This window comes from Haloplanus litoreus (genome assembly GCF_045690335.1).
GTDB lineage: Archaea > Halobacteriota > Halobacteria > Halobacteriales > Haloferacaceae > Haloplanus > Haloplanus litoreus.
On record NZ_CP147874.1, the window covers coordinates 2,356,055 to 2,370,473 of the forward strand.

The following is a 14,419-nucleotide window of genomic DNA, read 5'->3' on the forward strand; positions in this document are numbered from 1 at the left end:
CACCGGCGGAGTCGAACCGCCGAAGCGAACCGCACCGGATGCGGCCGCCCGTTCGCCGACGTGGGTTGTCGCCGTTTCGCCGTACCCCGTATGCGCGGGAGTGAGAGTTAGGTATAGCTCCCGTACCCCGTTCCCGTGCCGGGATGGGCGGCCCTACTCGACCGGTTCGGTGGCCGTACCGGACGGTTCGGTCGCCGGCAGCGCGGTCGCGAAGGGGTTTCGGCCGACGGCGTCGTGGCGGCACTGGACCGCCTCGAACCGCAGGTCGAACCGTACGGTGTCGGTGATCGCCCGGTTGTGCCCCGGGCCGTCGAGCGGGAGACACCACGAGAGCGCGACCGGAACCGGTCCGGCCGCGCCGTCGACGCAGACCGGGGTGCCGTCGTCGTCGACCGTCACCGGCAGGCCGCCCGCCGCGTCGGTGGTCAGCCCCGCGAGCGTGCCTTCGTAGAGGACCCACTCGTCGTCGCCGACGGCGCCGTCGCCGTCGGAATCGACCCAGCAGGTCACCTCGACGAAGTCGCCCAGTTCGCCGACTGCGGGCGTGTCGTCGCCGGCGGCGATCTCCTCGGGCCGGTGTGTGTTCTCCGCGGCCTCGATGAGACCGGCCGCAAACCACAGTCTCGAGGGGTTCTCACAGACGTAGAGATCGACGTCGACCGACCCGCAATCGCCTGGTTTCACGTCGTCGAGTTCGACGACGGGGACGCTCGCCCCGTCGACGAGGCCGGGCGTCTCGCAGTCGGCGGCATCGATGCCGGGCGTCCCGTCGGTCAGGTCGCCGTTGTACGTCGAACGGTAGCCGAGTTTGAGGTCGAGACTGCCGGCTGCGACGGTGCTTCGGAAGCGTTCGTCGTCGGTGAGGTAGCCGAGCGAACCGACGCCGGCGCCCGCGGCGGCGACGCCGACGGCACCGACGCCGAGTAGGATCCGCCGTCGTGACAGTCCGAGGGGTGCAGGTGTGTCCATGTGTTCGTCTCCGGATCGAAGGCGAGCGATCGACGCAGGGCGTCGATCACCCGACGACGGTCACGACCTCCGTGCCGGTGTGTCCGCTCGTCTCGCCGCGGTAGGTGAGCGTGAGCGTGACCGACCGTCCGTTCATGTCCACGCCGTCGCCGTCGGCGTCGCGGAAGGCGACGACGGTAGCGTACCCGACTTCACCGGGCGCGAGGATCGGCTCCTGGTCGGCGCCGTCGTCGTAGCCGTCGCTGCCGAGGGCGACCGTGCCGGGGAGAGACACGCCGCCAGCGACGTCGGTGTAGCCCGGCGTCGACGCGTCGACGTACACCTCGTAGCCGTAGCGACTCCCGGTGTCGGCCACGTCGTCGCTCAGCAGCGTCAGGGCCGGATCGGCGGGCGCGACGCCGATGGACGTGATCGCCGTCGGTTCGTCGAAGCCGTTCTCGACGTCGAAGCCGAGTCCGACCGGTCCGGGGTTGGGCGTCTCGATCGCCGTCGCGTTCGAGAGGCGGACGGACGCTTCACCGCCGCTGCCGTCGTTGTGCCGGCACTGTTCGGCGTAAAAGCCCACGTCGAATCGAACGCCGTCCGACTGGACCTCGTTGGCGTGGTCGACCGGGAGTTCCCAGCGGAACCCGACGTAGTCGGTCGTCGAGTTCTCGAAACAGGCCCGGCCCGCGGCGCCGACGTCGACGGCGCCGGTCCCGTCGAGCGGAACGCCGTAGCCGGTCGAGAACAGGTCGAGTACCTCTCGGAGCGAGGGGTCGGCCGTGGGGTCCTCGTTGCCGCCGAGGAGGATCGCTTCGTCGGCGTCGATTTCGGCGTCCCCGTCGGAGTCGTACCAGACGGTGACGCGAATCTCGTCGAGCAGTTCGACGTCGTTGTCGAGCGTCGACGCGACCTCCGACGGGGAACCAGCCTCCCCGCCATCGGTTCGTTCGGGTTCGGTCACGCCGTTCTCCCGGGCCTCGACCAGACCGCCGTTCAGCCAGACGTATCCGGGGTTGTCGAACAGGTGGAGGCTGAACGAGATGGCCCCGCTGTCGCCGGGTTTCACGTCGTCGATGTCGAGGATCGGTCCGTCCAGATCCCGAGGTACGTCCGCGAACTGCGTTCTGAACGCCGCCTCGACGAGTTCGCGCTCGGCGTCCGGCAGGTCGGCGTACGGGGCGTCGAACCGGTTGAGCGCGATTTCGTCGCGCGTGAAGAGCGGGTCACGCACGTCGTCGGGGACCGTGATCCGGTCGCCGAAGAGGTTGGTCGCGATGGTGTCGGGATCCTCGTTCTCGTAGTCGTCGGGATACGCGGCGACGTACTCGAAGCCGTTCGGCCCGGTGTAGGTGACCTGCCAGTCGACCATGAGGTCGAACTGGCCGGCGGTGAGTTCGTTGTTCTCGACCGTCTCCTGGTCCGAGAAGTACGCGGTCGTCCCGAGACCGGCCCCGGCGGAGGCGACGCCGACGGTACCCAGTCCGGCGAGCAGTCGGCGTCGAGTGATGGTGAATCTGCTGGTCATGTGATCGTCAACTCCCACGGAGGGATGCCCACCGGCGGAATCGAACCGCCGGGTGGCCGCCGTCGCGAGGACGGTCCGGGTGGGCGGGGTGAGCGCGGTCAGCGAACGACGTCGGGGGCGCCCACCGGATCGAGCGGATTACGTGAGGAGCGGCTCCTCGACGTCACCGTTCCCCTCCGCCGTCTCGTTCTCGGGGGTCTGGCCGGCGCCGTCGTTGTGCCGGCTCTGTTCCGCGTAGAACCCGACGTCGAAGGCGACAGTGTCGCCCTGGATCTGGTTCGCGTGGTTGACGGGGAGCCACCACTGGAAGCCCAGGCAGTGGGTCACACCCGCGCCCGTGAACGGGTCGCGGTCTGGGTCGTTCTCGGGGTCGGACACCTCGTCGAAGGTGGTCGTTCGGTCGCCATCGAGCGGGATGCCGCGGCCGTCGTTGGCCATCATCGCGTCGAGTGCCGCCCGGAGGTTGCCGTTGAAGAAGACTTCCTCCTCGACGGTGACTTCGTTGGCGATGTCGTCGGCGACGTCCGGGAAGTTGCTGACGGGCGTCTCGCGGTAGAACCCGGAGCTGGCGATTTCGGTCTGCAGGTAGACGCTCAGGTCCGTGCCGTCGCCCAGGTCGGCGTTCGGGTCGTCGCCGATGTTGAGGACGGCGATCCGGGACCCGTCGGCGCCGGCCTTGACGAGGTCCGCGACGGCGGCGGTCTCGTCCTGTTCGGCCGCGTTGACCGAGGAGTCGGTGGAACCGCCGTCGTAGCCGACGGTGCCGTCGTCGGCCGAGAAGCCGGAGTCGCTGCGCGGGGCCGTGTACGAAGAGCCGCCGACCGATGCCGTGTAGGTCAGGGTGGTGTCCTCGCTGTAGTTCGGGCCGCCGTCGGAGATGACGACGATGACGGGCAGGGCGTCGGGACGACCCTGTGCGTCGAGCACCTGGTCCGCGATGTCGATGGCCGCGGGCAGGGGCGTGTTGCCGCCGTAGCTCAGGCCGGGCAGGCTGAAGGCGCCGGGCGCCACGAGACCCGAGAGGCCGGTCACGTCGCCGCCCCCGAAGCTCACGGCGCCGACCTGAGCGGAGCCGTCGGTCGGGAGCGCGTCGACGAACTCCATGATACCGTTCTCGAGGTCGGTCCGTTCCTGCCCCTGGATCGAGCCGGAGGTGTCGATGGCGAGCATGACGTCCACGTCGCCGGTCCGCTCGGCCTGGTTGTCACAGTCCGGGTCGTACCACATGCGCACCTGCAGTTCGTCGAGGAGTTCGACGACGCCGTCGATCTCTTGGGGGTCGTTGCGCTCGGGTTCGGTGATGATCCCTTCACTCGTCAGTTCCTCGTCGAGCATGCCGTTGACCCAGACGTAGCCGGGGTTGTCACAGAGGTGGAAGCTGAAGGTGACCTCGCCGAAGTCGCCGGGCTTGACGTCGCCCAGGTTGATGAGCGGGTCGCCCGCGCTGGTGTGGTCGTTGCTGGTGCGGTTGGACTGGTAGAGCCCCTCGCTCCGTTCCTCGGCGTCCTCGTTGCCGACGTTGGCCAATCGGAGGTCGTCCTCCGGACCGAGCGCGCACACGTCGACGTTGTCGAGGGAGTCCTGAAGCCCGTCGCCGTCGGCGTCCGGGAGCGCCTCGATGGCGGTCGCGTCCCAGAAGTCGTCCTTGTTCTCCTGGTCCGTCCCCTCACCCACGAACCGCACCGCGATGGCGCGGGCGTCGGGGTTCTCCACCGCCGGGAGGACGTAGGCGTCCTGGTCCGTGGGGTCGACGTACTCGACCAGGTCACGGCCGGCCGTGCCGTTGTAGTAGTGTTCTTCCCAGTCCACGAGCAAGTCGAGGGTGCCGGCGGTCAGCTGGTTGTTCTCGAAGGTTTCCTGATCCGAGAAGTACGCAGTCGTGCCGAGTCCTGCGCCCGCGGAGGCGATGCCAATCGTGCCGAGCCCGGCGAGCACCTTGCGCCGGGAAACGCTGAATTGTCGGTCGTCGTTCATTGTTGGTGAGTGCCCGCCGCGGCCGAGTCGGCCATCGGTTCGGGACAACACCACCTCCGACGGCGACCGATATAGGTAATCACACCGACCCGTTCGCCAAACGTCTTCGTAGGGGTTCCTACGGCTCGGTTACTGGATTCTACGGCTTCGTTAGCGCGGGTGAAGGCCGACCCTGAACCGTCTCCAGCGGAGGCAGGACGACCCTGTACTCCGACGACCGGAATCGCACGCCGTGGTGAGCCGATCATACCTATAGGTGTCTCGGACCTCGGGGAGACGTGTCAGCGTTGCTCGCGGAGACGACTGGCCGGCCGATGACGGAGTGCCAGATCCATCAACTGCTCGCCAACGAACGCCGCCGAGCCGTGATCGAACGTCTGGACGCCTCGACGGGTACCGTCACCGTGCGCGAGCTGTCGACGTGGGTCGCCGAAACCGAGGCGGACCAGTCGCCGCCACCGGTGCGCGTCCGCGACAGCGTCTACACGTCGCTGCACCAGACGCACTTGCCCAAGCTCCACGACGCTGGTGTCGTCGAGTACGACCGAGAGCGGAGTCTGGTCCACCTCCGCCCCGCCGTCAGGCAAGTCGACCGCCACATGGACGTGGTGAACGGGCTCGGTGTCACCTGGGGCGGCTACTACCGGAGCCTCGGCGTGTTCGGCCTCCTGCTGGTGGTCGGCGCGCTCGCCGGCCTGCCGGTCGTCGAGCGACTCGACCCGTTGCTGTGGGCCAGCGGCACCCTCGTCGTCTTCGCCGTCTCGGGCGCGCTCCAGCTCTGGGACCATCGGTGGCGACTCCGCCGAACTCTCTGGAAGTCGATCCGTCGGCGCTGACGAGGCAGGCGGTCCATACCTATCCCCGACTCCGACGTTCGGACTACCGACTCTCCCTCGGGAGAGCCGAGAGTACGATACCATGTTCACAGCCATCGACGACCTCCGAAACCCCGAGTACACCGGCTCGAACCGGTGTGTCCCGTGTACGATCACCAACGTGGCCATCGCTGCCGTCGGCGGGGCCGCACTCTCCCTGTTTGCCGTCCCGCTCGGCGTGGCCTTCCTCATCGGCGGCCTCCTCGCCATCTACCTGCGGGGCTACCTCGTCCCCGGCACGCCGGCGTTCACCCGCCGGTACTTCCCCGACTGGCTCCTGGCCGTCTTCGACAAGGTGGAACCCGTGCCCGCGAACGTGGACGTGGTCGAGGTGCTCGTCTCGGCGGGCGTCCTGATCGACGGCCCCGCGGACCTCGAACTCTCGCCGGCGTTCGCGGCGGCGTGGAACGAACGGCTCCGCGGGATGGACGCCGAACGCGTCGGACTGGACGACGAGTCGATCACGTCCCGTGCGGACGGCGCGGCCGTCGGTGCGGTTGAACTCGCCGCGTTGACGGATCTCGACCCCGAGTCGCTCGTCGTCCAGCGGTACGGCGACGCAGTCGTCGCCAACGTCGGAACCGAGCGGATCGGCCGCTGGGAGTCCCGTGCGGCCTTCGTCGCCGACCTGGCCGCGGCCCGCGAACTGGACGATTGGGTCCCGCGGTGGCGGTCGTACCCGCTCGCGGCGCGGAGCGAACTGCTCGGCTCGCTCCGCCTGTTCCTCGAGCGCTGTCCCGCCTGTGACGGCGCGGTCACCCTCGAACAGGACGTCGTGACGTCCTGCTGTCGGAACTACGACGTGATCGCCGTCTCCTGTGCCGGCTGTGGTTCGCGGCTCCTCGAAGCGGACTTCGACGTCGGCGTCCTCGACGACCCCGCTCCGACCGGCAGTGACACGCCGGCCGGCCACTCGCGGGTCGAAACCCACTAACCCCACCCCCCCGAAGGGCCGGCGATGACTCCGCTGGAGCGGTACGAATCGCTCGTCGACGACGTCGAGGCGTTCCGGGCGGCCTGTGACCGTCCGCTGCCCGCCGTCGTCCGCGTCAACACGATCAAGGCGACCGTCGACCGGGTGCGGACCGCCCTCGACGCCGAGGGCGTCGCCTACGAACGGACCGACTGGCACCCCGGCGTGTTCCGCCTGCCCGACGACTCGCCCGGCCGGAACTGGCCGCACGCACACGGCTGGATCCACGGTCAAGAGGAGGTGTCGAACCTCCCGGCGCTGGTGCTCGACCCCGACCCGGGCGACCGGGTGTGGGACGCCTGCGCCGCCCCGGGCAGCAAGACCACGCAACTGGCGGCCCTGATGGACGACCGGGGGCTCCTCGTCGGCAACGACAACAACCTCGGTCGGCTCTCGGCGCTGCGACACAACGCCGAACGCCTCGGCGTGACGAACCTCGTCGTGACGAACCAGGACGCGCGAAACTTCTCGTTGAAACCGCTCGGCGGTGGCGGTGGCGGGGACGGGGACGACCCACGCGGCGTCGACGCCTTCGACCGCGTCCTCGTCGACGCACCCTGTTCCTGCGAAGGAACGATCCGCAAGAACCCCGACGCCTTCGATACGTGGACGCTGGACCACGTCCACAGCGTCGCCGGCGTCCAGAAGGGCATCCTCCGGCGGGCGGTGCAGGCGACCCGCCCCGGTGGGACCGTCGTCTACTCCACCTGTACCTTCGCGCCCGAGGAGAACGAGGCGGTGCTGGATCACGTCCTCGGCGCCGAGGACTGTCGACTCGTCGACTTCGACGCCCCCCTCGACGGCGTCCCCGGCGTCACCGAGTGGGCGGGTGAGGCGTACGACCCGAGCGTCGAGAAGGCGCTCCGCATCTACCCACACCACAACGACACGGGCGGCTTCTTCTGTGCGAAACTGGAGGTAGGGACGTGAGCGAGAACGACGGACAGCGGTTCGACCGCCTGCCGGCGACGGCCGCGGAGCGCGAGGTTGCCGGACGAGCGACCCGCGCCGAAGTGATCGAGTGGTGGGTGGATCGCTTCGGCCTGTCGCCGACGACGTTCGACGACTACACGTTCTGGGAGAAAGGCGCCGGAAAGATCTGGATCTTCGCGTCGGATCTCCCCACCCCCGTCGCCGTCGAGGGGGTCGGCATGACGTTCCTGCGGACACGCCAGGAACACTGGAAGCCGACGACGAACGCCGTCCAGCGGTTCGGCGGTGCGGCGACGAAGAACGTGATCGAACTCGCGCCCGACGAGGCGGCGCGCTTTCTCGCCGGCGAGGACCTCGAACCGGAGTGGGACGGCGACTGGGGCTACCTGATCGCCGCCCACGAGGTGGCGGGCGAACGGGAACCCGTCGGCGTCGGTCTCTACGTCCACGACGAGTTGCGGTCGGTGGTCCCGAAGGGACGGCGCGCGTCGCTGTCGGCGCGGGAGTGAGGCGGCCCCACACGTATAACCGCCTCCACATCGAGAATGGGGACGGTGTTCGCACATGACACACTTCGAGACCGGTGACGGCGTCCCGATCTACTACGAGGACCACGGCGAGGGGGAGCCGATCCTCCTGATCCACGGCTGGACGATGAACTCGACGTACTGGTGGCAACACAACGTCGACGCCCTCGCTGCGGACCACCGCGTCGTCGCGATGGACCTGCGGGGGCACGGGCAGTCGGGGAAGACGGACGCGGGCCACACGCTGGCCCAGTACGCCCGCGACGTGCGTGACCTGCTCGACCACCTCGATCTGACCGGCGTGACGCCGGTCGGCTGGTCGATGGGGACGGCAGTCCTCCTGAACTACGTCGACCAGTTCGGCACCGACCGGCTCTCCGGGGCGGTGTTCGTCGACCAGAGTCCGAAGTTCCACACCGACGGGGAGTGGACACACGGCTTGCTCGGGGAGTTCTCCGGCGAGGCGGCGGCGGAACTCGCGACGAACCTGGAGTACAACCGCCCGTCGGCCGCCAAGCCGTTCATTCAGTCGATGTTCGCCGACACCGTCGACGACGGGACGGTCGACGAGATGTACGCCGAGACGACGAAGACGCCCACGAGCGTCACACGCGATATCTTCCTCGACATGACGTACTCGGACCTTCGGCCGGTCCTCGGCGACGTCGACGTTCCCGTCCTGTTGCTCTACGGCGAGCGGAGTGACATCTTCCCGACGGACGTCGGGGCGTGGCTGGAGGGGGAGATTCCGGACGCGACCCACGTGCCCTTCGAGGAGAGCGGTCACTGTCCGTTCTGGGAGGAGCCCGACCGGTTCAACGAGGAAGTCGCCGCCTTCGTCGACGGTTAGGGCTGGACGACGACGGTCCCGGTCATCCCCGACCCCTCGTGGGGGAGACAGACGTAGTCGTAGGTCCCCGGCGTCCCGAACGCGTGTTCGTAGCCCTCCCCGCCGCCGATCAGTCCGCCGCGCAGGTCGGCGCGTGCGGCCCGCTCGCTCCCGAAGCCGCCGCTGGCGAAGTAGTCGGCGTCCGCCGGAATCCCGTCGCCGTCCGCCGTCACCGTGTGGGCAATCGCACCCGCGTTCTCCCACCGAACCGTGGTGCCGGTTGCGACGGTGAGCCGCGCCGGTTCGTAGTCGAAGTCGTCGGTCATGGCCACGCGCCGCCCATCGCGTCCGCCGGCCGAACAGCCGGTCAGACCGCCGAACAGGGCCGCGCCGCCGAGGCGAAGGAGGCGTCGCCGATTCATATGGCGACGAGGAGATCGGTGGCGTACATCACGACCAATCCGACGAGGAACGTGACGAGGTTGAGCGCCGTCGACGACTCCCCGCCGCGACCGATCATCCCCCGGAGTTCCCAGACCACCTGCAGGATAGCGCCGACGCCGACGGCGAGAAAGAGGGCGCCGAGCGTCGGCGAGTACGCGAGGCTACCGAGCCACCCGCCGAGGATCACCGGCGCGCCCGCGAGGATGCCCATCGCGGCGAAGTGGCGGAGCGGCGGTCGCTCGCCGCGGGCCACCGGGGTGACGACCGCCGGTCCCTCAGTCACGTTGTGGAGCATGAACCCGACTACGAGGAAGGCGCCGAGCGAGACGCGTCCGAGCGCGAACGAACTCCCGATGGCGAGGCCCTCCGCGAGGTTGTGCAGGCCGATGCCGAGGGCGACGAGGTAGGCGACCCAGAGACCGCTCGACGCACGGGTGTCGCCGTCGGCCGCCCGCCCCTCGCGCCACGCGCTGACCGACTGCACCGCGAGGAGCGACCCGAGGATACCGAGGGCGACGAGGGCCGGTCCCTCGAACGCGCCGGGCACCCGCTCACCGAGCTCGAACGCCTCGAACCCGGCGTCGATGGCGAGGAAGACGAGGATACCGGCCGAGAACGCGAGGATGGCGTGGAGCCACCGGTCGCTCATCGTCTGCAGGAACGGGAACCAGAGCATACCGAGGGCGACGGGAATCACGCCGACGAACAGGCCGACGAGGACCATCGTGAGCAGGAGGTCGGTCGTCAGCCCCGGCGACTCGTTCGGGGCGACGACGGTGTGGTGGACCGTGCTCCCGTCAGAGAGGATCAGCGAGACGCCCAGATCCCATCCCGGATTCCAGTGGTAGGGGACGACGATTCGGGCGCTCTCCCGCGGTGCGAGCGTGGCGTCTCCGCCCGCGCCCCGCACCTCGAAGTTCCAGTAGGCGTCGTCGACGAGCACCTGTGAGACGGTCACCGCGTCCGGCCCGTTGTTCGTGGCGTGGAGGACCAACGTCTCGTCGTCCGGCAAGGTGGTGTGAGTCACCGACACGTCGGGGAGGGGGTCGCCGCCGGTATCCAGGGACGCGAACGGCGTCGCGGCGAAGAAGCCGCCGGCGAAGAGCACCAGCAGGACGACGGGCAGGACGGCTGCCACCCACCGGGGGAGACCAAGCGGTCGGTCGGTCCGGGATACGGTCGTGCCACTGTCGGTCGATTCAGCCATTCAGATCACCTCGAAGAAGCTCATCCACCCGAGCTCGGCGAACTCGGACTGGTGGGCGTGGAACATGTACAGCCCCGGGTCGTGAGTCGAGTAGTCGAGTTCGATGATCCCCCGCTGTGCCTGACACTGCATGACCGTGTCCACCGTCTTCGACGTCGGTCGAAGGGACGTACCGTGGTCGTAGTAGTCGAAGAACTGCGAGTGAGTGTGAAAGGAGTTGATGGGGTCGAACTCGATGGCGTTGATCAGGTACACGCGCTGACGGCGCGTCCGGTCCACCTGGATCGGGCGCTTCGTCTCGCCGGACTCCCAGTTTCCCTCGCCGTCGGTGTCGCCGACGCCGTAGCAGAACGCGCGGGTGTTGACGGCGTACACTTCGTTGTCGCCGTCGAAGTTCGTGTCGAAGCCGTTCATCAGCATCACCATCTCGTCGACGGCGTCGTTGGCGGCGTGAGCGTGGTTCCGGCTCTCCGCCTCGGCGACGAGGGCCGCGCGGAGGTCCTCGGTGACCTGACTGGGGTGGAAGTCGCAGTACTCCTCGGGGCGTTCGGCGACGCGTTCGGGGTCCGGGTCGACGACGATGGCGCCGTACAGGCCCCGGTGGATGTGCTCTTTCAGCGGGAGGGAGTGGCAGTGATAGAAGTGACACCCTGCCGGTTGAGCGATCCACTCGTAGGTGTAGGACTCGCCGGTGTCGAGGACACCCGGACCGTTCGTCGGCACGCCGTCCATCGACGGATCGAGGTTGCGGAGGTGGGGATGGATCGTGTGGGCGTGTCGTCCCAGGTTCTCGAAGTGGACGCGGATCAGGTCGCCCTCGACGGCCCGGAGCGTCGGTCCGGGAACCTGCCCGTTGTAGGCCCACGCCGAGAATTCGACCCCCGGCGCGATGGTGACCGTCGTGTCGACGGCGGTGAGGGTGAACTCCCGGACGGTCCGCCCGTCCTCCTCGTAGACGGCCTGTGGGACGTTCTCGCTCTCGCCACGCCCCGTGTTGAACCGTCGCAGGTAGTCGTGTGGGTCGAAGTTCAGGTCACGGTACTCGCCGACGGCGCCGAAGTTGCCGTGTGACCCGCCGTCGTGTCCGGCGTGACCACCGTCGCCGTCGTCCGCCCGGCCGACGCCGGCGAGGGCTGCTCCGCCCGCCAGGCCGAGGCCACCGAGGACGGACCGCCGCGTGGCGGTGAGTTCCGCCCGGAGACTCTCGGTCAGGCGCCCCTCCAGTCGCTCCGTGAGCGCCGCGGCGTCCGGATAGTTCAACGACGGCATCGGTTGCTCCTCCCACCCCTCGCCACACACCGCGTCGACGAGTTCGCCCACGAATTCGAATATACCATAGTATAGAATTAGATGCGTCTAATTTAAATGTTTGCTAGTCAGTAGTGTATCCGTACGGCCGCGCAGCGCGTCGAGTCGGCGGGGGATACCGAGAATCGCCGGGAGCAGCTACACGCCGTGACCACTGGACGTCACCGGGAGACGTGCGCTCCTCCGCGGAGAGCGACGCACGTGGACGTTGAGACTGCTGCGCTCGATGCATCGTTCCAGGATCCGTTCTGCTAGCCCGGGCCTGGAGTTGCGACCGACCGCGCTCGGGAGTAGTGTTCTCTCCGGGGTGGCGATCCACGTCGGTTTTGAGGACTAGTCAGTCTCTTCGCACCGTGAGAACGGGGACTGGAGAGTGGCGGACGACACGTTCAGCGACACTTCCGATCACGAAGCGAGCAACGCCAGTCCGGCCCTGCGTCCCCATCACGATGAGATCGATCCCCTGCGTCGCACGATACTCCAGAATCTCTTGAGCTGGAACCCCCTCGACGACTTCCGTGACGACGGAGAGACCGACTCGAGTTCCAGCCACCTCGAGTTCACGTACGGTTTCTCGTCCGTCGCGCTGGAGCGATTCGAGAAGCGGACCGGATCGCGACAGTCGCGTATCGACCACGTACAGGGCATGAACCGTGGCCTCGTACTGTTGTGCGATTTCGAGTCCGTGTTCGATGGCCGCCTGTGCCCCCGGGCTTCCATCTGTAGGGAGCAGGATATCGGAGTACATGCCGTCCGATTGGTCACGTGAGAGCATCAATCCCGTTCCACGAGAACCATCACGGAGGGTTCGTGACTCCCCTGCAAGGGATCTTTGGCGAGGTCACGCTGGGATACGGAGCCCCGTCATCGGCGAGGGTGTCTTCGGCTCCGACGTGGTGGAGACCGAAGCCGGGGATGTCCGTGAGCCAGTATCCGGGGCTGAGTGTAGGGACGAACGACTGTCGTGAGACGGCCCGACGACCGTTCTAGGTCGCTCGGAGCGTCGTACCGAGTCACGCCGACTCGACCCTCGAGGAACTCCGGACTGCCTCCGGCACGGGACGAAATCACCCGAGGGGAGGGCAGCGAACGCCGCACGGCTCTCCGCGAGGAACACGGTGCGTTCGCCCCCGAATAGCTCTGTCCGGACGGGACCCCGGCTAGCGTCGTCGACCCCGAAGACGGGGAGGCGCGGGGAGTCGATTCCGGAGTCCCCACCCCAACACCGCAACGACGAGTAGGAGGGCGGCAGCGACGAGGAGGCCGAGCGGTCCGTTTCGAGTGTGATCGACGACGAGTCGCCACGCCGGGCGAGCGATGCCGACAGTTCGGGCGGCGGTGACGACGACGAGCACGACCGGGATCAGATAGCGAACGAACGGGTAGAGCGGTCCGAGTTCCTCGCGGACGGTCCCGAGATCCGCTGCCCAGACGAAGACGAACACGATACAGAGCGCCGAGATCGGTAGTGCGAACGTCCCGACCGACTCGTCGACCAAGTCCAGAACCGGCCGCCCTGCGATGGCCAAGTTGGTCGGACTGTAGCTCAACGCAGACGGAACGCCGGCCACGAACACCCCACCCGTCAACAGCAGTGTCGCACGTCGACGGGAGAGTCGCGTCGTGTTCTCCGCGGCGGCGACGCCGACCTCGAGGAGCGCCACGGACGACGACAGCGCGGCGAAAAAGAGGAGCCCGAAGAAGCCGATCGCGATAGCCTGCCCGAACGGCATCGCCGCGAACGCGGTCGGCAACGTCGTGAACGCGAGTTCCGTCCCGAGGGTCGGCTGGAGACCGAAACTGAACACGATCGGGAAGATGACGAGCCCGGCGACGATGGCCGCCCCGATGTCCGCGACCGTGATGACGAACGACGATTTGAACAGATCCGTCTCCTCCTCGACGTAACTCCCGTAGGTGAGCATAATCCCCTGGCCGACGGACATCGAGAAGAAGACCTGCCCGAAGGCCGCACTCCAGAGGCCGAGGTCCGTGAGTACCGAGAACTCCGGGGTGAACAGGAAGGCAGCGGCCTGTTCCCACTCCGACAGCGTCACTGCGTACAGCGCAAGCACGACGAGGAGGACGAACACGGTCGGCATCACGACTTTCGCCATTCGTTCGATGCCGCCGCGAACCCCCATCGAGACGACACCCCCGGTCACCACCGTCGCAACGACGAAGAATCCGAGGGGGAGCCAGCTCGCGGAGAACGGTGCGAACGTCGTCTGTGAGCCGGCGAGCCAGGAGACGAAGAAGCCGAGCACCCATCCGGTGAGGACGAGGTAGTAGCTCAGGATGAGGAGTACCCCGCCCAGAATGAGCCAGCCGAGCGCCGTGTACTCCGTCTTTACCGATCGGAACGCGGAGACGACGTCCGTCCGGAGCCGTCGGCCGACGGCGAGCTCTAGGACGAGCATCGGCACCGCACACACGAAAGCAGCGATCAAATAGGGGACGAGATAGGCACCGCCGCCGTTCCGGCCGACGACAGCGGAGAACCGCCAGATGTTCCCGAGGCCGACGGCCGCCCCTACCGTCGCGAGAAGGAATCCGAATCCGGAGGACCACCGTGCCGTAGTCATGTGCCAGTATGTGTCAAGCGAGGGCTTAAATTTCTGTTAGCCGAGCGGCGGGGCCGATCTCGGGACTCCCTCGTCTGGTTCGCACGCTTCCGTCTTTGGTCTTCCACACCACCCCGTGCAGTCGCTTCGCTCGTGCGGGTCGAGTTGACCGGTGAGTACGAACACCCACCACTAATCGAAGCGGGCACCCACTCACGCCGTCAAGGGAGAGATACCCACGCGGTCAGGCCCGCTAAACTCGGTGTAGTCTCAACGTCCAGACGCCCGGATTCGATATCGCGGGAC

13 protein-coding genes are annotated in these 14,419 nt (G+C 67.8%); 5 read left to right on the forward strand and 8 right to left on the reverse strand.

What is annotated here, in order from left to right; genetic code table 11:
* Positions 1 to 153: 153 nt before the first annotated feature.
* From V8686_RS12650 to V8686_RS12660, 3 genes are all read right to left on the reverse strand, one after another.
* Positions 154 to 969, reverse strand: coding sequence for a hypothetical protein (locus V8686_RS12650; protein WP_379704678.1), 816 nt, complete (start codon positions 967 to 969; stop codon positions 154 to 156).
* Positions 970 to 1,015: 46 nt separating this feature from the next.
* On the reverse strand, positions 1,016 to 2,479 hold the full coding sequence (locus tag V8686_RS12655; RefSeq protein ID WP_379704680.1) for a SipW-dependent-type signal peptide-containing protein: 1,464 nt from the start codon (positions 2,477 to 2,479) through the stop codon (positions 1,016 to 1,018).
* Positions 2,480 to 2,617: 138 nt separating this feature from the next.
* Entirely contained in the window at positions 2,618 to 4,453 is a 1,836-nt protein-coding gene (locus tag V8686_RS12660; RefSeq protein ID WP_379704682.1) for a vWA domain-containing protein, read from the reverse strand.
* A 278-nt stretch (positions 4,454 to 4,731) separates the two neighbouring features.
* On the opposite strand from V8686_RS12660, the gene V8686_RS12665 reads away from it, so the two are divergent.
* The 5 genes from V8686_RS12665 (at position 4,732) to V8686_RS12685 (ending at position 8,611) form a co-directional block, all read left to right on the forward strand.
* Positions 4,732 to 5,289, forward strand: a complete 558-nt coding sequence (locus V8686_RS12665) for a DUF7344 domain-containing protein (RefSeq protein ID WP_379704683.1) — start codon at positions 4,732 to 4,734, stop codon at positions 5,287 to 5,289.
* Positions 5,290 to 5,371: 82 nt separating this feature from the next.
* Positions 5,372 to 6,262, forward strand: coding sequence for a hypothetical protein (locus tag V8686_RS12670; RefSeq protein ID WP_379704685.1), 891 nt, complete (start codon positions 5,372 to 5,374; stop codon positions 6,260 to 6,262).
* Positions 6,263 to 6,286: 24 nt separating this feature from the next.
* Positions 6,287 to 7,231, forward strand: coding sequence for an RsmB/NOP family class I SAM-dependent RNA methyltransferase (locus tag V8686_RS12675; protein WP_379704687.1), 945 nt, complete (start codon positions 6,287 to 6,289; stop codon positions 7,229 to 7,231).
* Positions 7,228 to 7,743, forward strand: a complete 516-nt coding sequence (locus V8686_RS12680) for a DUF7122 family protein (RefSeq protein ID WP_379704689.1) — start codon at positions 7,228 to 7,230, stop codon at positions 7,741 to 7,743. The genes V8686_RS12675 and V8686_RS12680 overlap by 4 nt, the downstream gene beginning before the upstream one ends.
* Positions 7,744 to 7,798: 55 nt before the next feature.
* On the forward strand, positions 7,799 to 8,611 hold the full coding sequence (locus V8686_RS12685; RefSeq protein WP_379704691.1) for an alpha/beta fold hydrolase: 813 nt from the start codon (positions 7,799 to 7,801) through the stop codon (positions 8,609 to 8,611).
* On the opposite strand, the gene V8686_RS12690 is transcribed toward V8686_RS12685, so the two are convergent.
* From V8686_RS12690 to V8686_RS12710, 5 genes are all read right to left on the reverse strand, one after another.
* On the reverse strand, positions 8,608 to 9,012 hold the full coding sequence (locus V8686_RS12690; protein WP_379704693.1) for a plastocyanin/azurin family copper-binding protein: 405 nt from the start codon (positions 9,010 to 9,012) through the stop codon (positions 8,608 to 8,610). The genes V8686_RS12685 and V8686_RS12690 overlap by 4 nt on opposite strands.
* A complete protein-coding gene (locus tag V8686_RS12695; protein WP_379704695.1) occupies positions 9,009 to 10,241 on the reverse strand; it encodes a ZIP family metal transporter in 1,233 nt (410 codons plus the stop codon). The genes V8686_RS12690 and V8686_RS12695 overlap by 4 nt, the downstream gene beginning before the upstream one ends.
* Positions 10,242 to 11,510, reverse strand: coding sequence for a multicopper oxidase domain-containing protein (locus tag V8686_RS12700; protein WP_379706570.1), 1,269 nt, complete (start codon positions 11,508 to 11,510; stop codon positions 10,242 to 10,244).
* A 376-nt stretch (positions 11,511 to 11,886) separates the two neighbouring features.
* Positions 11,887 to 12,297 (reverse strand): universal stress protein, encoded by a 411-nt coding sequence (locus V8686_RS12705; RefSeq protein WP_379704697.1) that lies wholly within the window; start codon positions 12,295 to 12,297, stop codon positions 11,887 to 11,889.
* A gap of 412 nt (positions 12,298 to 12,709) precedes the next feature.
* Positions 12,710 to 14,134, reverse strand: coding sequence for a sodium-dependent transporter (locus V8686_RS12710; protein ID WP_379704699.1), 1,425 nt, complete (start codon positions 14,132 to 14,134; stop codon positions 12,710 to 12,712).
* Positions 14,135 to 14,419: the final 285 nt, after the last annotated feature.

Excerpts from the sequence above, each read along its gene's own strand:
- V8686_RS12655 (WP_379704680.1), bottom strand. The coding sequence starts at position 2,479 with ATGACCAGCAGATTCACCATCACTCGACGCCGACTGCTCGCCGGACTG.
- V8686_RS12695 (WP_379704695.1), bottom strand. The coding sequence starts at position 10,241 with ATGGCTGAATCGACCGACAGTGGCACGACCGTATCCCGGACCGACCGA.
- V8686_RS12660 (WP_379704682.1), bottom strand. The coding sequence starts at position 4,453 with ATGAACGACGACCGACAATTCAGCGTTTCCCGGCGCAAGGTGCTCGCC.
- V8686_RS12675 (WP_379704687.1), top strand. The coding sequence starts at position 6,287 with ATGACTCCGCTGGAGCGGTACGAATCGCTCGTCGACGACGTCGAGGCG.
- V8686_RS12705 (WP_379704697.1), bottom strand. The coding sequence starts at position 12,297 with ATGTACTCCGATATCCTGCTCCCTACAGATGGAAGCCCGGGGGCACAG.
- V8686_RS12690 (WP_379704693.1), bottom strand. The coding sequence starts at position 9,012 with ATGAATCGGCGACGCCTCCTTCGCCTCGGCGGCGCGGCCCTGTTCGGC.
- V8686_RS12700 (WP_379706570.1), bottom strand. The coding sequence starts at position 11,510 with ATGCCGTCGTTGAACTATCCGGACGCCGCGGCGCTCACGGAGCGACTG.
- V8686_RS12685 (WP_379704691.1), top strand. The coding sequence starts at position 7,799 with ATGACACACTTCGAGACCGGTGACGGCGTCCCGATCTACTACGAGGAC.
- V8686_RS12650 (WP_379704678.1), bottom strand. The coding sequence starts at position 969 with ATGGACACACCTGCACCCCTCGGACTGTCACGACGGCGGATCCTACTC.
- V8686_RS12670 (WP_379704685.1), top strand. The coding sequence starts at position 5,372 with ATGTTCACAGCCATCGACGACCTCCGAAACCCCGAGTACACCGGCTCG.
- V8686_RS12710 (WP_379704699.1), bottom strand. The coding sequence starts at position 14,134 with ATGACTACGGCACGGTGGTCCTCCGGATTCGGATTCCTTCTCGCGACG.